Consider the following 19,383-nt stretch of genomic DNA (forward strand, 5'->3'; position numbering starts at 1 on the left):
ATGTGCCGGAGGCGATGCGTACACTTTCGCGGATGAACATCCCTGAATCCCGCCCGCCCCGCGTCACCGAACTGTTCACCGAAGCTGCCGTGCGCGAGATCGATGCGCGCCTGATCGCGGCCGTGGGCGGTGATCCCTACGTGCTGATGCAGCGCGCCGCCTGGGCCGCGCTGGATGCCCTGCGGCAGCGCTGGCCGCGCGCTCGCACGCTGGCGCTGGTCTGCGGCCCCGGCAACAACGGCGGTGATGGCTGGGTGCTGGCGCGGCTGGCAGAAGACGCCGGTTTCGACGCCTGGGTGGTGTCGCTGCGCGCGGATGAGAGCCGCGGCAGCGTCGAAGCGCAGCGCGCGCGGCGCGACTGGCATGGGCGCAGCCTGGTGTGGGAAGACGACCCTGACGGCACGGCGGAATCACTCGCCTTGGCTGACGTGGTGGTCGATGCAGTGTTTGGCATTGGTTTGCGCCGCGCGCCGGAGCCCCTGCACGCCGCGTTGATCGAGGCGATCAACCGCTGCGAGCGCCCCGTGCTCGCGCTGGATCTACCTTCGGGCCTGATGGGCGACAGTGGCACTGCGCCGGGCGCGGCGGTGCGGGCAGATCTGACCGTCAGCTTCGTCGCCGCCAAGTGTGGCCTGTACACCGGCCAAGGCCGCGCGCTGTCGGGGCGCCGGGTGCTGTCGAATCTGCTCGAATCCGCCGCCGAAGCCGCGGCTGATCCGCTGCCGCCGGCGGCATTCGCGCTGTCGGTCAGCGCGCTTGAACAGGCCTTGCCGGCGCGTGATCTGAATGCGCACAAGGGCGACAGCGGCCACGTGCTGGTACTGGGCGGCGACAGCGGCATGGCCGGTGCGGCCCTGCTGTGTGTGCGCGCCGCACTGCGCAGCGGGGCCGGCCTGGTCAGCCTCGGCACGCGCGCCGAGCATGCCGCTGCCCTGGTCGCGGCCCAGCCCGAATGCATGGTCCGCGGGCTCGAAGCCGCCGACGAACTCGACGCGATGCTGGCCCGCGCCAGCGTGATCGCGCTGGGCCCAGGCCTTGGCCGCGGCGAATGGGCGCAGTCGCTGTTCGCGCGGGTGCTGGCTGACTCGCGGCCGCGGGTGTTGGATGCCGATGCGCTGAATCTGCTCGCCGACGCACCACGCACACTGTCCGGCGCGGTGCTGACGCCGCACCCCGGCGAGGCCGCGCGCCTGCTCGGCGTCAGCACGGCGGAGATCCAGGCCGACCGCTTCGCCGCGCTGGCCCAGCTGGTGCAGCGCTACACCTGCGCAGTGGTGCTCAAGGGCGCGGGCAGCCTGATCGGCGCGCCCGGCGAAACCCCGCGCCTGATCGACGCCGGCAACCCGGGCATGGCGGTCGGTGGCATGGGCGATCTGTTGACGGGCGTTATCGCGGCCTTGCTCGCGCAAGGCCTGCCGCCGTTCGAGGCCGCGTATACCGGAGCGCTGCTGCATGCCGCCGCTGGCGACCTCGCGGCGGGCGAGGGCGGTGAGCGCGGACTGCTGCCTTCGGATCTGCTGAGCCCCATGCGTCAGCTGCTGAACGATGCCGGCGCTGCTGCATTGCCGGGCAATCGCAGCCCTGCACGCGACCGCGGTGGCCGCGCATGAGCGCGGGCTTGCCTGAGCTTGAGCTGCAGCTTGATCTGATCGATGAGGCCACAACCCAAGCGCTCGGCGCCCGGCTGGCAGCGACCCTGCCGGGGCGTGCGGTGGCGCATCTGGAAGGCGATCTGGGCGCGGGCAAGACGACGCTTGCACGGGCGCTGCTGCGCGCACTCGGCGTCGAAGGCGCTGTCAAGAGCCCGACCTACACCCTGATCGAGCGTTATTCGGTCTACGGCGGTGAAGCCGCGCATCTGGATCTGTACCGGATCGCCGATCCTGAAGAACTCGAATTCCTCGGCCTGGACGAGCTGCACGCGTCGGCGCGGCTGTGGCTGGTCGAATGGCCGGCGCGTGGGCGTGGCTTTCTGCCGCCGGCTGACCTGCAGGTTCGGTTGGAGGTGGCCGGTACGGGGCGCCGTGCGGTACTGACTGCGCTGAGCCCTGTCGGCAGCGACTGGCTGCGCGATCTGCGCGAAAAAGGCAGCTGAATCAATTGTTTGCAGTGCTTCGCGGCGAGGGTTCAGCGTCGCCGCACGCGGCTGTCCTGCACTCGACTCCCATTCCGATGCTCAGCCTGCGTTTAGAAACCCGCTGCATGTAGTGGATTTGAAAGCGATTTTGCTTGCGATCCGATTCGCCATGGGCTTGAATGTGCGGCATGTCCAGGGGCCTTCTCCATACCGCGTGCGCGCTGCTGCTCGTCCTCGTCGCTTTCAGCGTCGGGGCAGCGGAGGTGCGCGACATGCGCGTGGCGACCGCGGCCGACAAAACCCGGATCGTGCTGGACCTGTCAGGACCGATCGACTACCGCTTGTTCGCGCTCGCCAACCCCGATCGCTTGGTGCTCGATTTCAAGGGTGTTGGCCTGGCCTCGGGCTTCCGCGTGCCGAACTTCCAGCCGAGCCTGCTGCAGCGCGTTCGCACTGGCGTGCAGAACCGCACCGATCTGCGGCTGGTGCTCGATCTCGACCGCGGCGTGCGTCCGCGCAGTTTTCTGCAGTCTCCCCAGGGCGGGCTCGGCCACCGATTGGTGATCGACTTGCCGACCGCTGCGCGCACTGAGGCCGAGGCGCCGGCGCGTACCGTGCAGACATCAGTGCCCAGCGCCGACCGCGACATCATCGTCGCGATCGATGCGGGCCACGGCGGGCAGGATCCCGGCGCAATCGGCCCCGGTGGCACCTACGAGAAAACCATTACCCTGGCGGTGGCCCGCGAGATCGCGCGCCAGATCAATGCCAGCCGCGGCTACAAGGCGGTGCTGATCCGTGAGCGCGATGTTTTCATCCCGCTGCAGGACCGCTACCGCATCGCCCGCGAAGCCCAGGCCGACCTGTTTGTTTCGGTGCATGCCGATGCCGCGCCGCGCGCGACGGCAGCGGGTTCTTCGGTGTATGTGCTGTCGACCCGCGGCGCCACCAACGAGGCCACGCGCTGGCTGGCCGACCGTGAGAACTCCTCCGACCTGGTCGGCGGAGTCAAGCTCGACGACAAGGACAACACGCTCGCCGCGGTCCTGCTCGACCTCGCCCAAAGCGCCACCATGAAGGCCTCGGACGACGCGGCCAATCACGTGTTGAGCGCGCTGAAGCGGGTCGGCAAGGCGCACAAGCCGGCGGTGGAGCGCGCCAACTTCGTGGTGCTGCGCTCACCGGATGTGCCCTCGATGCTGGTCGAGGCGGCCTTTATCAGCAACCCGGGCGAGGAGCGCAAGCTCAACGATTCGAACTATCGCGAGCGGCTGTCGACCGCGGTCTTCGACGGCATCCGCGACTACTTCAGTCTGCAGCCTCCGCCGGGCACCTGGGTGGCCGCAAACGTCAGCGCACGCGCCCGCGAGCATGTGGTCGCGCGCGGCGAAACCCTGAGCGGCATTGCAGTGCGCCACGGGGTCAGCCTGTCCAGCCTGCGTTCGGTCAATCGGCGCAGCGGCGATGTGGTGCGCGTGGGTGAGCGGCTGCAGATTCCCGGCGCCTGATTCGGCGGCCGCAGCGGCCCCGCTGCCGGATCCGAACCATCGATGCACCCATGCGGAACCCTGCAACGCAGCGTTCCGCGCGCACGGTTTGTTCGTCGCGGCGGCTCTGCCATGCTCACGTCCTCTCCAGAGAAGGGAGCTGTTCATGCCTGAAATCATCAACCCGCGCGAGCACGACCTGGGCGGCTTCAAGGTGCGCCGCGCCTTGCCCGATGCGAAGCGGCGCCGGGTCGGCCCGTTCGTGTTCTTCGATCACATGGGACCGCACCGGTTTCCAGTGGGCGAGGGCATCGCGGTGCGCCCGCATCCGCACATCGGTCTGGCCACGGTGACCTACCTGTGGGAGGGCGCAATCAGCCACCGCGACAGCCTGGGCAGCCAGCAGGACATCCTGCCCGGCGACGTCAACTGGATGATCGCCGGCCGCGGCATCGTCCACTCCGAGCGCAGCCCCGAGCGCTTCGCCGATCAGACCCATCCGATCCACGGTCTGCAGACCTGGATCGCCCTGCCGGAAGATCGTGCCGAGATGGCGCCCGCGTTCGAACATCATCCTGCCGCAAGCTTGCCCAGCAGCGAGCGTGATGGCGTGCGTCTGGTCTGCGTGGCCGGCCATGGCTTCGGCCTGCGTTCGCCGGTCAGCGTGCAGTCCGACACCCTGTACGTGGCGATCGACCTCGCCGCCGGCGCCGCGCTGCCGATTCCACCCGAGCACGTCGAGCGCGCGCTGTATCTGGTCGAAGGCGAGGCCGAACTCGACGCCATGCCGCTGCCGCCCTGGGCGCTGGTGGTGCTGGATGCCGACACCACTCCGGTGCTGCGCGCGCTGAGCGATTGCCGGCTGATGCTGTGCGGCGGCGCGCCGCTGGGACCGCGCTTCGTGTGGTGGAACTTCGTCGCCAGCAGCCGCGAGCGCATCGAACAGGCCAAGCTCGACTGGAGCGAAGGCCGCTTCGAGCGCGTGCCCGGTGAGACCGAGTTCATTCCGTTGCCGGACAAGTAGGTGGGGCTGGATTCGGGAGTTGGGATTGGGGATTCAGAGCGGGCGCGATGAAGTGCGGGACCTGGGTCTGAGGTCCGCGGGCAGATGCGGTCAGTGCGGGCTCGGAGAACCTGGGGCAGCGATGCCGGGTGCGGCTCTCGCGCTTCCGAGATGCAGAAGCGGCGAGGCGTGGGCGGGTGCTGATGGTTCGGCCCGATCCGCCATCGCCGCGTTCCCAAGTATCCTTCGCGGATGGATCTTTTCGACGCGACCGCCTCTGCGCTGGCCGGCGAGGGTGCGCTGGCACGGGCTTGGCCCGACTTCCGTGCGCGCCCCGCGCAGCAGCGCCTCTCCGATGCTGTCGCCGCCACCCTGCTTGCGCGCGGCGAGCTGATCGCCGAGGCCGGCACCGGCACCGGCAAGACCTACGCGTATCTGGTGCCGGCGCTGCTGTCGGGTTTACGGGTGATCGTCTCCACCGGCACCCGCGCGCTGCAGGATCAGCTCTACCACCGCGATCTGCCGCGCCTGCGCGAAGCGCTCGGTGTGGGCCTCAAGTCGGCCTTGTTGAAGGGCCGCAGCAACTACCTGTGCTGGTATCGGCTGGAGCGTGCGCGTACCGATCGACTGTTCAGCAGCCGCGAACAGGCCGCACAGCTGGCGCGCGTGGCCGCGTTTGCGGGCGCCAGCGCGGATGGCGATATCGCCGGCATCGATTTCGTGCCCGAGGATTCGGCGCTGTGGCCGCAGCTGACCTCAACGCCCGACAACTGCCTCGGCAGCGAATGCCCGTTCTATGCCGACTGCTTCGTGGTCAAGGCGCGCACGCTGGCGCAGGCGGCCGACGTGGTGGTGGTCAACCATCACCTGCTGTTCGCCGATCTGGCGCTGAAGCGCGAGGGCTTCGGCGAAATCCTGCCCGGCGCGCATGCCTTCGTGATCGACGAGGCCCACCAGCTGCCGGAGCTTGCGACGCGCTTCTTCGGCCAGACGGTGACCTCGCGCCAGCTGCAGGAGCTCGGCCGCGACGCCTTGGCCGAAGCGCTGCAGGCCTCGGGCGCGATCTCCAGCCTGCAGCCCGTCGTCGATGATCTCGAGCGCTGCCTCAAGGAGTTCCGACTGGCCTGGGATCCGTTGCCTGCGCGCGGCCCGATCGCCCAGGCAGTGCGTCACGACCCCTGCGCCGACAGCCTTGAAGCACTGGAAGACGCCCTGCGTGCGCTGGTGCTGGCGCTGGAAGGCCAGGCCGAGCGCAGTACCGGGCTGACGGCCTGCTTCGCCCGCGGCCAGGCGCTGCAGCAGCGCTTCAATGCCCTGCATCCCGGTGCCGAAGACGGGCCGTGCGTGCGCTGGTTCGAACTTGCCCGGCACGGCTTCAGCCTGCACCAGACGCCACTCGACATTGCCGGTCCCTTGAGCGAGTTCCGCGCCAAGGCGCGCGCCGCCTGGGTGTTCACCTCGGCCACCCTGGCGGTGGGCGGCAGTTTTGATCACTACGCCCGCCAGCTCGGACTGGAAGCGCCGCAAACCCTGCTGGAGCCGAGCCCCTTCGACTACGCCCGGCAGTCGCTGGCCTACCTGCCGCCGGGCCTGCCGGACCCGGCCGAACGCGGCTATGTCGAGGCGATCCTGCGCGCAGCGCTGCCGGTGCTTGAGGCCTCACGTGGGCGCGCTTTTCTGCTGTTCACCAGCCACCGCGCGCTGCGCGAGGCGGCCGATTGGCTGCAGGCGAAGACGAACTTCCCGCTGTTCGTGCAGGGCAGCCAGCCACGCCACACCCTGCTGCAGGCCTTCCGCGATTCCGGCAATGGTGTGCTGCTGGGCGCGGCGAGCTTCTGGGAAGGCGTGGACGTGGCCGGCGACGCACTGTCGGTGGTGCTGATCGACAAGCTGCCGTTCGCCGCGCCTGATGATCCGGTGCTGGAAGCGCGGCTGGATCACGTCAAACAGGGCGGCGGCAACCCGTTCCGCGACTGGCAGCTGCCAACCGCAGTGATCGCCTTCAAGCAGGGTGTGGGGCGTTTGATCCGCACCGAGTCCGATCGCGGTGTCCTCGTGCTGTGCGACCCGCGCCTGACCAGCAAGAGCTACGGCCGCAGCTTCATGAAAAGCCTGCCGCCTTTGCCGCGAACGGCCGATATCGAGGATGTGCGCGCGTTCTTCAGCGCCCCGCAAATCTGCGAACCGGAACCGGAACCGGAACCGGAGCCGTTGGCGAACCTGAGCGTGATCCGCAGCTTTGACATCGACGAGCCGGACTGCGTCTAGATCGACGGGCGCCGTGAAGCGCGGGGCGCCGCTCCCGAATCCCGATTCCCCCGCAGCGTTCCAGCAGCCACGCCGTCTCGGAAACGCTGCAACGGCCCCAAGCACGTACACTCGCCGCCCCCTGCTGTTCGTGTCCCGCCCATGAAACTGCTTGCGATCGAAACCGCTACTGAAGCCTGCAGCGTTGCCGTGCTTTACCTCGGCGGGCTGCTGCATCGCTTCGAGATCGCGCCGCGTCGCCACGCTGAGCTCGCTTTGCCCTGGGCCGAGGCACTGCTGGCGGAAGCCGGTATCGGGCGCCGTGAGCTCGACTGCATCGCCGTGGGCATCGGCCCTGGCGCGTTTACCGGCGTGCGACTTGCGGTGGCCTTGGGCCAAGGCCTGGCGCGCGCACTGGATCGCCCACTGATCGGCGTCAGCACCTTGGCTGTACTGGCTGCGGGCAGCCGTGGTCTTGCCGCCGGCAGTCGCGTTTACGCCAGCATTGATGCGCGCATGGCCGAGGTCTACGCGGCCGAATTCGAGCTCGACGCCGAGGGCCTGCCGACCGAGATCGGCCCGGCGCGCTTGGGCGCCCCGGCAGCGATCGAGCTGCCTTCTGGGCCACGCGGCCACGCCCGTGGCACCGGCCTTGCGGCCGTCGATGCCGCGCTCGGCGCACGTCTGTCGACGCAGGGCTGGACCCTAGCTGCCGATGCCCTTCCCAACGCCGAGGACCTTGCCCGCATCGCCGCGCGCCGCTTCAGCAACGGCGACTATCCCGCTCGGCCTGAGGACGTGCAGCCGGTCTACCTGCGGGAGAAGGTCGCGCAGACGATTGCTGAGCGCGCAGGGGCGGAGCGTTCGGGGGCCTGATCCGGCCGCAGTCCGCCCGCAACTGCGGTTCGCGCCCGTTTCGGCGCTGTCGCGACTGACTACGATGGCAGCCATCGCCCTCGATGAAGCCCCCGCATGACCGACAGTCCCTCGCTTGCGCCCGCCGCGGGCTCGCTTTGGATCGATCTGCTGCGGGTTGACCCGGCCCTGGCCGAGCGCATCGATGCTGATCTGCGCCAGCGCGGCCTGCTGCCGCGACGCTTTGACCGGGTGGAAGACTGGCTGCAGGCACTGCAGTTCGAGGTGCCCTGTGCACTGCTGACCGCGGCCCCGGCAGTCGCGGCGGCGGGTGATGTGCTGGACAAGCTGGCGCTGAGCGATCCCCGCATGGCCTCGGTGCTGAGGGTGGGCTATGGCGACGCGGATCAGCGGCTGCCCGCACTGCTGGCGGGGGCCGACTGGTTTCTGTCCGACCCGAATGCGCCACTGCTCGGAGCGCACCTGGGCGACTGGATCTGCGCACAGGACAACGCGCCGTTCCGGGTGCTGGTGATCGATGACGATGCCGAGAGTCGCCTGTACTGCAGCACCATCCTGCGCCGGGTGGGCATGCAGGTGGAAACCTTCGGCGATCCTGAGGCGGGGCTGCAGGCGGTAGACGGCTTCCGGCCAGACATCGTCCTGCTCGATCTCTACATGCCAGGGATGGACGGCTTGGCGGTCACCGATCGCCTGCGCGCCAGCCGCACTGCGCCGCAGCCGCAGATCGTGTTTCTGTCCGGCGAAGAGCGACCTGTGGCGCGTCTGAATGCGCTGCGGTTGGGCGCCGACGATTTCCTGGTCAAGCCGATGCGCCCGCAGGCCCTGATCGCCGCGGTGCGCAGTCGAGCCAAGCGCGCGCGCAGCTTTGGCACACGCCTGCCAGGCCCGCAGAACGAGTCTGGCCCGCGCTTGCGCCGCGGCGATTTTCTGCAGGAGCTTGAACGCCGTCAGGACGGTCCGGAATCCGCCTGGCGGGTGCTGCTGGCCGTGCGGGTCGATCAGTCCCCGGGCCTGCGCGACCGGCTTGGCCTCGGCGGCGCGCATACGCTGGAGCGTAGCCTCGCGACCCGCGTGCGCGCGTGCTTGGGCGAGGGCGACCGCTACAGCCTGTGGGAGGAGTTTGGCTTCGGTGTGCTGATCGAACGCGAGCGTCGCGACGCGGTTGAATCGACCGTCGCTGGCCTGCTGCGCGCGGCACGCGGCGAGGATTTCGACATCGGCAGCGAGGCCCTGGCGCTGACACTTTCAATCGGAATGGCCGTGCAACCGCGCGAGCGCCGCGAGCGCGACAGCGAGCGTTGGATCGCAAGTGCCTTCGCTGCCGCCAGCGTCGCCAGTCAGCTCGGCGGCAATCGAGCCGAGGGCGTGCTGTCGAAAGACCCGAATGCGCTGCCGCCGGAGCGGGTGATGGTGATCCACCACGCCCTGCGCGACCTCGCCCGCGGCGGCAGTCTGCGCTTCGAGTTCCAGCCCCTGCTGCGCTTGCACGGCGAGCGCGGCAGCTGCGCGCTGATCGCCAAGCTGCGCGACCTGCGCGCGCCGCTGCAGGGCTATCCGCGCAGCGAGTACCTCGGTCTCGCGCGCGAACAGGACATGCTGGCCACCATCGATCGCATGTGCCTGTTCCATGCCTTCGAGGCGATTGCCGAGCAGCGCCAGCGCGGCCGCGCCAGCAGCATTCTGGTGCCGCTTGATCTGGCGGCGGTCGACGCCCGCCAGCTGGCCTGGATCGACGCCGAGCTGCGTCGCCGTCCCGACCTGCACAGCGATCTGCGGGTCGAACTTGATGCGGCCGCCCTGCAGGCGCCCGAGCACCAGCCGATGCTGCAGCGCTTGCATACGAGCGGAATCGCGATTGGCGCCAGCAGCCATGCGCCCAGCCTGGCACTGTTCGAGCAACTGGCGGATCTGCCTGTGCATCTGCTGCGATTGTCGCAGCAGATGGTGGCGCAGACTGACGTCGACGAACTCGCGCCGATGATCAAGGCCTGGCAATCGCTGGGCCGTGAGGTGCTGGTCGACCAGGTCGAGTCGATGGCCGCGGTCGGCAGCCTGTGGGGATTGAGCGTTGACTACCTGCAGGGGGATGCGCTGGCCGCGGCATCACCGCGGCCGGACTACGAGACCGTCGACGACGAGGGCTGAGGGCTGGGTGGGCACGAACGGCGCAGCTGACGGCGAACAACCCACCGCTGTCCGAGCCGCTTGCAGGCCTGCTACGGGGGCGAGCGCCGTGGCGCGCGCGCCTCATCGCGCCTGAGCAGCGCAGGCGAGGCATCCATCAAGGCCAGCTGCGGGCGGTCGAGTGCGGCGAGGTCGTCGTCCACAGTGGCCGAGGTGCCGGCGGCGCTGCGCCTGGTTTGCGACTCATGATCCCCCGCCTGGCGACGCCGCCTGCATCGAAACCTGCTTGCCATTGGCCATCTGCCGCCCCACCTCGCGAAAACCGCAGCGGGCGTGGAACGCGGCCGATACCGGATTGGGTGGATCGAGATCGTACTCACAGGTCAGTTCGGCGACCCCCGCTGCGCGTGCATGTTCGAACAGCGCCGCATACAGCGCCCGCCCCGCACCGAGTCCGCGCGCGCGTGGCGCCACCACGACGCGGTCGATGTAGATGAACGCGCCGCCGCGCGCAGCAAACCAGCGGTAGTTGGGGCTGTCGTAGTCCGCCCCCGGCGCGAATGCCAGCAGAAAGGCTGCGATGCCATCGGCGTCCTCCAGCACCCGTTGCCAGCTGCACTGCGCATGCAGATGCGCCAATCGCGACGCATCCAGCGGGCTGAGAAACCGCACCGATTCGGCATTGAGCGCGAGCAGGGCGGGGAAGTCAGCAGGCGAAACGGGGCGGAGATGCATGCGTTGTCCTCTCGATGAAGTGCCTCACCGCGCTCACAGGCGCGGATCCACGGGTTCGCTCTCCAGTGCCAGGATGCCGAACACGCACTCGTGCACGCGATACAGCGGCTCGTGCTCGACGAAGCGATGCAAGGCCTCGTGCCCCAGCGCGAACTCCCGCAGCGCCAGCGAGCGTTTTGGCCCCAGCCCGCGCTGTCGCAGACGGCTGAGGTTTTCCGGCTCCGTATAGGTCGGGCCATAGATGATGCGCAGGTACTCGCGTCCGCGGCATTTGATGGCGGGCTGAGCGAGCCCTTTGCGGCCGCTGGCAACCGCGTCAACCGGCTTGATCACCATGCCTTCGCTGGTGTGGTGGGTGATCGTTTCCCACCAGAGGCTGGCTTCCGCTTCACTGCTCGCGTCGGCAAGGTCAACGTAGCGGCGCTGGGTGCTGCGCAGCAGTCCAGCATCTGCAGCACACAGCCGGTCGATCAGGTCCAGCTGCCAACGGTGGTCGCGAACCAGGCCGACGACGCCTGCGTAGGCCAGCACGTGGAAAGGCGCGATGCGTAGATCCTCCACGCCACCGACGCTCCAGCAGTAGCGCCGATACTCCTCGATGTAGCGATCAACCGATTGCTGACGCGCCCGTACGCGTGCCGACAGCGCCTCGACATCAAGCCCTTGCGCCTGCGCCTGCGACAGCCAGGCGTCCGCCTGGCTGAGCGACGTGCGGCCGGCCGTGCCGGTCGGCGCGTACTGGGTACGCAACAGTTCCTGCGCCTTGGCTGACCATGGCAGCAGCTCGACATCGAGGGCGATCCAGTCGGTGTCGAGCTCATCCCACAGGCCAGCGCTCGTCAGCGCATGGTCGAGGCGGTCAAGCAAGGCGACTTCGATGGCCGCGTCGTTGAAAAAGCGCCGCCCGGTCCGGGTGTAGATGACGCCGCGGCCATCGCCGCTGATACCGAATCGCTGCGCGGCCACGGCCTCCGAACGACAAAGCAGGATGACCGCCCGCGAGCCCATGTGCTTTTCCTGGCACACCAGCTGGGTAATGCCCTCGTTCCGGTAGTAGTCGAAGGCCTCTTTGGGGCGCTCCAGCAGATCGCCGTCGGGCGCGGTCGCCGGTGGCGCCATGGTCGGCGGAAGATAGATCAGCCAGCGCGGGTCGACGGCGAAGCGGCTCATGACTTCCAGCGCCGCACGGGCATTCTCATCGCGGATGGTGATGCTGTTTCCCAACCGTGGCTTCAACACCCGTTTGCCGAGCACGTCGTCGATGTCGAGCATGTTGGCGTCGCGCGCCGTGCCCGCCGGGGCCGGCCCCGCCAGGGGTTTGATCGGCTCGTAGTAGACGCGCGCCGCCGGCACCGAAACCAGCTCGCGCTCCGGGTAGCGCAGCGCGGTCAGGCGGCCGCCAAACACACAGCCGGTGTCCACGCACAGCGTGCGGTTGACCCACTCGGGCTCAAGTACAGGGGTGTGGCCGTACACGACCATGGCATGGCCACGGTATTCGCGAGCCCAGTCGTAGCGCACCGGCAGGCCGTACTCGTCGGTTTCGCCGGTGGTCTCGCCGTACAGGCAGAACTCGCGGACCGCGCCCGAGGCGCGCCCCTGCAGGCTCTGCTTCAGACCTGCATGGGCGACCACGAGGTTGCCATCGTCCAGCAGATAGTGGCTGACCAGGCCGTACACGAAGTCGGCGACTTGCTGGCGGAACTCGCTGGGCTCCGATTCCAGCTGTTGCAGGGTTTCCGCCAAACCGTGGCTGATGCGAACGTCCTTGCCGCGCAGCTTGCGCATCAGCTTGACGTCGTGGTTGCCGGGCACGCACAGCGCGGTGCCGGTGCTGACCATGTGCATGACCAGCCGCAGGACACCCGGTGAGTCGGGGCCGCGATCGACCAGATCTCCCACGAAAATCGCGCGGCGACCTTCGGGCGCTTGTACGTCTGGCGTCTCGCGCGTGCCACCGACGCGATATCCGAGCCGGGTCAGCAACGCGATGGCTTCATCAAGGCAACCGTGGATATCGCCAACGATATCGAACGGGCCGCGTTCTTCGCGGCGGTCGTTCCATAGACGCTGGCGCTCGATGCTCGCCAGTTCGGCATCCTCCACCGATTTCAGGATGCTGACGTTGCGAAAGCCCTCGCGCTCGAGACCGCGCATCGATCTGTGCAGCGCCTGCATCTGGCCGCGGACCACATGTGCTCCGAAACTGCGGTCGGCGCGTGCCGCGTTGCGTTCGTGACAGACCCGCTCCGGCAGATCGAACACGATCGCTGCCGGCAGTACGTGGAACTCCCGCGCCAGTGCAATCAGCCGCTTGCGGTCTTCTGCGCGCACATGGGTTGCATCGATGACGGTGAAGCGGCCGGCCGCGAGCCGCTTGGACGCGATGCAATACAGCACCTCGAACGCATCCTTGCTCGCCGCCTGGTCGTTCTCATCGTCGGCCACCAAGCCGCGACAGAAATCCGAGGAGATCACCTCGGTCGGCAGAAAATGCTTGCGCGCGAAGGTTGACTTGCCGGCGCCCGATGGGCCGATCAGCGCGACCAGCGAAAGGTTCGGCAGCTTGATGGTATTCATCGGCTGAACACTCCCATCTGGGTCGGTGCACCCAGCTCGGGATCGACCGGACCGATCGACGAGAACTCGACCGTGTAGCCGTGCCGATCACAGACCTTCTGCGCCCACTGCTGGAACTCGGCCCGCGTCCACTCGAAGCGATGGTCGCGATGCCGGAAGGCGCCGTGCTCAAGCCGTTCAAAGCGCGCGTTGTACTCGATGTTCGGCGTGGTGATGACGACCGTGCCCGGTCGGGCGAACTCGAACACCGTCCGCTCGAAGGCCAGCAGTCGCTCAGGATCAATATGCTCGATGACCTCGACCGCGCAGGCCGCGTCGAAGCCGGCCAGCCGCGTATCCCGATAGGTCAGGCTGCCCTGCAGCAGTTCGATGCGCGCCCGTTTGGTCGGCGGCAGTCGCTCAAGACTGAGTCGCTCCGCCGCGCGTTCCAGCGCTACGCAGGACACATCGACCCCCAGCAGGCGATGCAGCTGGGTGTGCTCCAGCAAACGGCCGAGCAGCCGCCCTTCTCCGCAGCCCAGGTCGAGCACCGAATGTGCACCGGTGGCCAGCAACACGCGCTCCACCTCAGCCATGCGCTGGTCGTTCAGATTGAGGCCGCGTTCCAGCGCCTGCTCGCCGCTGTCGCGCTGTGTCTGCTCGGCTTCGATCGCCTCGTCGGGCGTGCTCAGAAGCTTGCCGAGGGCCTCGCGAACCAGCGAGCGCTGCCGCTTGAGGTAGGCCGCCATGATCCAGTCGCGCTGGGGGTGGGTCGGCAACCAACTGCCGGCCTTGTCGATCAGCTTCTGCACTTCGTCGCTGCCAACAAAGTAATGCTTGTCACCGTCCAATGCCGGTAGCAGCACATACAGATGCGAGAGCAGCTCGGAGAGCCTCAGCGTGGCCTTCAGGCTCAGGCTGAAGTAGTTGCTGGTGCCCCATTCGGGGAAGCGCTCATCCAGGGGCAGTGCACTAACCTCGACCAGATAGCCCAAGGGCTCGAAGCAGCGCCGCAGCTGCAGCTCACCACCGCCGCAGCGCAGCACCGGGATTTCAACCGCAAGCGGAATTGCGCTGGCGGCGAGCTCGGCGCGGGCGTTGCTGGTGCCTGCCATGCCGCTGGAGAACACGCGCGCAATCGCCACCGCCAGGAATGACGAAGCGGCAAACGGTCGATCGTTCACGTACTGACTCAAGGGGCCATCGTTCTCGCCACGGCCGCGAACCAGACCAACCGGATCCACCTCGACCAGCAGCACCACCGAACAGCGTTCATCGGTCGCCTCCGGGTAGAACACGTGGGCGACGCCGAAGCTGAGATTCAGCGACTGCGGCCGCGAAGGGTTCTTGGACAACAGATAGCCAAGGTCGGTCGCAGGCCGATGGGTGGTGCTGATCTTCAAAAGCATGCGCGAAAAGTCCCCGCCGAAAAACGCGGGAGTTTACGCGAGCCTCGCACAGGCCAAGCACGCCTGAGCCGCCGCTGCAGCGCCAGGCTCGGCAGTGACTGCCGGCCTGGCGCTGGACTCCGCTCGCAGCTTGCAGCCGCGATCAATCAGTCAGTTGCTTGAAGAAATGGGTCCAGCCGCGGATTCCGCCGACGTTGCCAATGCGCTCGAAGCTGGCACGGCGGAAGCGTGCGACACCGCCTTTGGATGTGGCCCAGCTGGTCACCGTGTTCGGCGTCTGCAGCGAGGTGAACTGCAGATGCCAGCCGCCGACCTTGCTGTATCGATGTTTGACGGTGCCGCTGGTGCCGCAGGTCACCATGCGGGTATAGGTATGGCGCATGCGGATCGTGCTGGTGCGTTGAATGCTCGCACTGAGGCTGCTGTCGCAATGGCCCTGGCCGACGCCGTAGCCGCCCGGCCCCAGGGTGTCGCAATGGTTCTGCTCGAAGAAGTTTTTGCCGTCCGCGCCGCAGGAGCCGCCACCGGCTTTCGCCGCTGACCCGGAGCGCAGCAGGTTCAGCCGCAGCGGCGCTGACAGCTGCTCGACCAGGCCGCGCCGCGCGATGCTGTCGGCCACCCTGCGGTTGTAGGCGCTCAGCTCGGACTCACGTGGTGTGCCTTCCGCTGCGCCCTCACGGGTGTTGACGCGACCATCGCCCACGCTGTCACCGGGTGCTTCGAACAGTCCGTCGAGTTCCGCCAACAGCCGCGGTACCGGGGCATGCTCCGGGGTGAGCTCCAGAAAGCGGTCCAGCGCCGTGCCGGTCGGGACGCTGAGACGCGCCTCGTCGGCCCCGGCGGACACCGTTTCGCCGTAGACGATTTCGCCGTCCTCCGGGAAGGCGATGAACTGCACAAAGCGGCCATCGGCGGTTTCGATCTCGGCCAGCATCTGCATGCGTTCACCGTCGCCGGGCCGCACCACCGGAAAGTCAGCTGCGAAGGCCGTTGAGACCATGGGCAGCTGCAGGACGCAGGCGGCGACGGCTGCCGCGAGGCTGTGGCGCATCAGTCGGGTTTTCATGTGTGTTCTCCAAGAAATGAGAGGGTGCAGAACGCTTCTGCATCTCTGTATTCGGAATCCAGCTGGAGAAACGACACACGAACGACAGGGCCGCACGTTCAGCGCGCGGCAGCACTGGATTACTTGACCTGCGCACCCGGCAGTGCGCCGGCATCGACATCCAGCAGGAACAGGTCTTCGCCACCGCTGCCAGCGGACAGGATCATCCCTTCGCTGATGCCGAAGCGCATCTTGCGCGGGGCGAGGTTGGCGATGAAGACGACGCTGCGGCCAACGAGTTTGTCAGGGTCGGCGTAGGCGGCGCGGATGCCGGAGAAGATCTGGCGCTCGCCGAGATCGCCGGCATCGAGCTTGAAGCGCAGCAGCTTGTCGCTGCCGTCGATGAAGGCGCATTCGAGCACCTTGCCGATGCGCAGGTCGAGCTTGGCGAAGTCCTCAATAGCGATGGGATTCGGGATTGGGGATTCGGATTTCGCCGGCGGCGGGGTGGAAGCTGGGGGCTGGGTCGCTGCGGCCGGCTGGGCATTGGCCTTGGTGGCTTCCGCTGCGGGGGCGAGGGATTCTTTGCTGTTGTCGATCATGGTTTCGATGTGTTTGGGGTCGATTCGGGTGGCGAGCGGGGTGAAAGGGAGTAGCGCGAGGCTCTCAGTAGGGCTGCGCATAAGGCGCTTAAATCGGTCGGCACGGAGGTCTTCGCTTTGCTCTGGAAGATTGATCGTTTGATTGACAAAGAGGGAACGCGTGGCACCGCTCAGGCCTGGGACGATCGGGTAGAGGTCCGCAGCGATCAGCCCGAATATGCGAAGACCCAGACTGCAGATATCGTGCAGCTCCGCCTCCTTCCCTTCTTGTTTGGCTAGCGCCCAAGGTGCCTTCTCAGCAATGCGCTCGTTGATGCGATCTGCTTCAGCCATCAGTACGCGGATAACGCTGCCGAAGGCGCCGCTCTCATACTTGCCGATCAGCTCGTCCCCAATGCGATTCTTCGCCTCCGTCCAGTAGGCCTTTGACTCCCCGGCGAGCGCGCACAGCTGACCGCCAAAGCGCTTCTCGATAAAGCCCGCGCAGCGGCTGGCGATGTTCACGAACTTGCCGACGATGTCGGCGTTGACGCGCTGGGCAAAGTCTTCGAGGTTCAGATCGAGATCGTCGACGCCGCCCGAGCTCTTGGCGGCGAAGTAGTAGCGCAGGTATTCGGGGTTCAGGCCCGCGTCGAGATAGGTGCGGGCCTGGATGAAGGTGCCGCGCGACTTCGACATCTTGGCGCCGTTGACGGTCAGGTAGCCGTTAACGTGGAGCGCGCTGGGCACCTTCATGCCCGCGCCCTTCAGCATCGCCGGCCAGAACAGACCGTGGAAGTTGATGATGTCCTTGCCGATGAAGTGGTGCATCTCGAGGGAACTGCCTGCGGCAGTGAGCGTCTCGAAGTTCATGCTGTGCGAGTTCTTGTCGCACAGGGCCTTGAAGCTTGCGAGGTAGCCGATCGGTGCGTCCAGCCAGACGTAGAAGAACTTTCCTTCCTTTCCAGGAATGGCAAAGCCGAAGTAGGGCGCGTCGCGCGAGATGTCCCAGTCACGCAGGCCTGCAACCAGCCACTCGCTCAATTTTGCGTGGACGCTTGGGGCGATCGCTGCCTTTTCCCGTCGCTCGTCCAGCCACTCACTGAGGAAGCCCTGGAACTTAGGCAGATCGAAGAAGTAGTGCTCGCTCTCACGCAGCTCAGGCACGGCACCCGAGACCACCGAGCGCGGGTTCTTGAGATCGGTGGGCGCATAAGCGGCACCGCAGACCTCGCAGTTGTCGCCGTATTGGTCGGCCGCGCCGCACTTCGGGCACTCGCCCTTGATATAGCGGTCAGGCAGGAACATCTGCCGCTCGGGATCGAACAGCTGCAGGATGCTCTTGGGCTTGATGTAGTCGCGCTCCAGCCGGCCGTAAATCAGCTCGGCGAGCGCGCGGTTCTCGTCTGAGTGGGTGCTGTGGTAGTGATCGAAGGCGACGCCGAACTCGGCGAAGTCGCGCTCGTGGCTGGCCTGGATGCCGCGGATGAACTCTTCAGGCGCCACGCCGGCCTTCTCGGCGGCCAGCATGATCGGCGTGCCGTGGGCATCGTCGGCGCAAACGAACCAAGCGGGCTGGTTCTTCGACGCGTCCGTGTGGTTCATGCGCTGCGCGCGCACCCAGATGTCCGCCTGGATGTAGCCGACCAGATGGCCAAGATGCAGATGGCCATTGGCGTAGGGCAGGGCGCAGGTGACGAGCAGCGGAGCTTGGTGGGACATGGGAAGAAGACAGCCGGAACAAACGGGCGCGGATTATCCCATGCGCGCGCAGGCGCGGACGCTGCTGAAGTCTCAGCAGCTCTCAGTCGTTCTTTGCAGCCAGCAGCTCAAGTTCGAAAACCAGCGAGGCGCCGGGCGGAATCGCGTTGCCGGCGCCGCGGTCGCCATAGCCGAACTCGGGGCCCATCTTGAGCACGCGCATCGCACCGACCTGCATGCCCTCGATGCCCTGATCCCAGCCGCGGATCACTTGCCCCGCCCCAAGCACGAACTCGAACGGTCGACCGCGCGCATAGGATTCGTCGAACTGCTCACCGCGAGCGTGCTGCGCGCGCTCGTCGTAGAGAAAGCCGCGGTAGTGCACCTGGACCCGCTGGCCGGCACGTGCGACCTCGCCATTCCCGGCGCGGGTGTCTTCGATTTGCACACCCTCGATCCGCCCGGCTTCGACCGGCATCGGTGGCGGCCCACAGGCGGTCAGCGCCAGCGCGCACACACCTGCAACGAGCCAGCGCAGCAGCCGCAGGCGCGGTGCGCAGAACCGCGAGCGGGAGATTGCGTGGAGCAGAGCGCGCATGCGAAATCCTGTCTCCTTGGGCTGCGCTGGTTGCGGCGACGCCGGCGCGACCGGCGCCAACGCGCTACGGACGCTGCAGCGCGGGCGGCATGCAGGATTCGACACCGTAGGTGCTGGTCAGCTGGGTCAGCTGTTTGACCGCGATTGGAGCATCCATGAAGCGCATCTGTGCGCGACCACAACCCTGATACGTCAGCTCCAGGGTGCGTCGACCCGCGCTGTCGCTGGTGCCACCGGTCTGCAGATCGACGCGCAGCCGCGCATTCTCGAACTGACCCATGCCCACCTGCCATACCGGCTTGCCGGCGACATCGAGACCTGTGATGTGGACGATTGCACCGGGGCTGCCCTCAGCGACATCAACCAGACTGATGAAGACGCCGGTGCCGGGTGCGCTCGGGTCAAACCAGGCGCCGGACAGCGACTGGTGCGGAACATCGCCGACCCCCAGGAAGCCGAGGTGCGACTCCACCAGGCGATGGGTGGTTTCGCGCTTTTCGCGCACGTGCAGGCGGCGCTCGATCCGATGCAGTCCTTTGCCCAGCGAACCCAGTGCGATCGGCACCAGCACATCCGGCATGACTACGGCGAGGCAGATCTCTTCCGGGTTCCACACCAGATAGATATCGACGACGCGCGCCGAAGCCTCGAAGGAGGGTTGATGCGCGACTTCGGTAACGGTCGCGGCTCGGGTTGGATCGATGTGCGGCCGGCCGCAATTGTCGCCGTAGAGCACGAACACCGGGTCGGCCGAGGAAAGCGCGTTTCGCGGGTAGATGAAGCTGTCGCGGCCGCCAGATTGCAGACCATCGAGCGGTGGCTTCTGCTCCGTCTGCGCGGCGGTGCCTGCCATGGCCGTCATCAACAAGGTGAATACCAATGCGATCGAAATCTTCATGCGAATGCCTCCGGCTAGATGAGGTGGCTGCGCAATCACC

General features: G+C 67.3%; 14 protein-coding genes. 7 read left to right on the plus strand and 7 right to left on the minus strand.

What is annotated here, in order from left to right:
• The first annotated feature begins 32 nt into the window (after positions 1 to 32).
• The 7 genes from ACIQ7H_RS10575 (at position 33) to ACIQ7H_RS10605 (ending at position 9,838) form a co-directional block, all read left to right on the plus strand.
• A complete protein-coding gene (locus tag ACIQ7H_RS10575) occupies positions 33 to 1,610 on the plus strand; it encodes an NAD(P)H-hydrate dehydratase (RefSeq protein WP_395791239.1) in 1,578 nt (525 codons plus the stop codon).
• Positions 1,607 to 2,095: a tRNA (adenosine(37)-N6)-threonylcarbamoyltransferase complex ATPase subunit type 1 TsaE gene (tsaE, locus tag ACIQ7H_RS10580; RefSeq protein WP_395791178.1), complete on the plus strand. Its 489-nt coding sequence runs from the start codon at positions 1,607 to 1,609 to the stop codon at positions 2,093 to 2,095. Before ACIQ7H_RS10575 ends, tsaE begins: the two co-directional genes overlap by 4 nt.
• Positions 2,096 to 2,349: 254 nt before the next feature.
• On the plus strand, positions 2,350 to 3,585 hold the full coding sequence (locus tag ACIQ7H_RS10585) for an N-acetylmuramoyl-L-alanine amidase (RefSeq protein WP_395791180.1): 1,236 nt from the start codon (positions 2,350 to 2,352) through the stop codon (positions 3,583 to 3,585).
• Between the two features lie 145 nt (positions 3,586 to 3,730).
• Positions 3,731 to 4,588 carry a pirin family protein gene (locus ACIQ7H_RS10590; RefSeq protein ID WP_395791183.1) on the plus strand — a complete coding sequence of 286 codons (858 nt, stop codon included), beginning with the start codon at positions 3,731 to 3,733 and terminating at the stop codon, positions 4,586 to 4,588.
• A gap of 231 nt (positions 4,589 to 4,819) precedes the next feature.
• Entirely contained in the window at positions 4,820 to 6,835 is a 2,016-nt protein-coding gene (locus ACIQ7H_RS10595; protein ID WP_395791185.1) for an ATP-dependent DNA helicase, read from the plus strand.
• A 141-nt stretch (positions 6,836 to 6,976) separates the two neighbouring features.
• Positions 6,977 to 7,690, plus strand: a complete 714-nt coding sequence (tsaB, locus tag ACIQ7H_RS10600; RefSeq protein WP_395791187.1) for a tRNA (adenosine(37)-N6)-threonylcarbamoyltransferase complex dimerization subunit type 1 TsaB — start codon at positions 6,977 to 6,979, stop codon at positions 7,688 to 7,690.
• Positions 7,691 to 7,786: 96 nt separating this feature from the next.
• A complete protein-coding gene (locus ACIQ7H_RS10605; RefSeq protein ID WP_395791189.1) occupies positions 7,787 to 9,838 on the plus strand; it encodes a response regulator in 2,052 nt (683 codons plus the stop codon).
• A gap of 222 nt (positions 9,839 to 10,060) precedes the next feature.
• Here the strand turns inward: ACIQ7H_RS10605 and ACIQ7H_RS10610 are convergent, their stop codons facing one another.
• The 7 genes from ACIQ7H_RS10610 to ACIQ7H_RS10640 all read right to left on the minus strand — a co-directional run bounded on the left by ACIQ7H_RS10610 (position 10,061) and on the right by ACIQ7H_RS10640 (position 19,343).
• On the minus strand, positions 10,061 to 10,552 hold the full coding sequence (locus ACIQ7H_RS10610; protein WP_395791191.1) for a GNAT family N-acetyltransferase: 492 nt from the start codon (positions 10,550 to 10,552) through the stop codon (positions 10,061 to 10,063).
• 33 nt (positions 10,553 to 10,585) lie between these two features.
• A complete protein-coding gene (locus ACIQ7H_RS10615) occupies positions 10,586 to 13,132 on the minus strand; it encodes a polynucleotide kinase-phosphatase (RefSeq protein WP_395791193.1) in 2,547 nt (848 codons plus the stop codon).
• The gene (locus tag ACIQ7H_RS10620; RefSeq protein WP_395791195.1) at positions 13,129 to 14,520 is read right to left on the minus strand and encodes a 3' terminal RNA ribose 2'-O-methyltransferase Hen1; all 1,392 of its coding nucleotides are present in this window, start codon (positions 14,518 to 14,520) and stop codon (positions 13,129 to 13,131) included. The genes ACIQ7H_RS10615 and ACIQ7H_RS10620 overlap by 4 nt, the downstream gene beginning before the upstream one ends.
• Positions 14,521 to 14,662: 142 nt before the next feature.
• Positions 14,663 to 15,586 carry a hypothetical protein gene (locus ACIQ7H_RS10625; protein ID WP_395791197.1) on the minus strand — a complete coding sequence of 308 codons (924 nt, stop codon included), beginning with the start codon at positions 15,584 to 15,586 and terminating at the stop codon, positions 14,663 to 14,665.
• 119 nt (positions 15,587 to 15,705) lie between these two features.
• Positions 15,706 to 17,868, minus strand: a complete 2,163-nt coding sequence (metG, locus tag ACIQ7H_RS10630; RefSeq protein WP_395791199.1) for a methionine--tRNA ligase — start codon at positions 17,866 to 17,868, stop codon at positions 15,706 to 15,708.
• An 82-nt stretch (positions 17,869 to 17,950) separates the two neighbouring features.
• The gene (locus tag ACIQ7H_RS10635; protein ID WP_395791241.1) at positions 17,951 to 18,385 is read right to left on the minus strand and encodes an FKBP-type peptidyl-prolyl cis-trans isomerase; all 435 of its coding nucleotides are present in this window, start codon (positions 18,383 to 18,385) and stop codon (positions 17,951 to 17,953) included.
• A 124-nt stretch (positions 18,386 to 18,509) separates the two neighbouring features.
• On the minus strand, positions 18,510 to 19,343 hold the full coding sequence (locus tag ACIQ7H_RS10640) for a hypothetical protein (protein WP_395791201.1): 834 nt from the start codon (positions 19,341 to 19,343) through the stop codon (positions 18,510 to 18,512).
• Positions 19,344 to 19,383 lie beyond the last annotated feature (40 nt).

The sequence above is a fragment of the Aquimonas sp. genome (genome assembly GCF_044377145.1).
Taxonomy (GTDB): domain Bacteria; phylum Pseudomonadota; class Gammaproteobacteria; order Xanthomonadales; family Xanthomonadaceae; genus Aquimonas.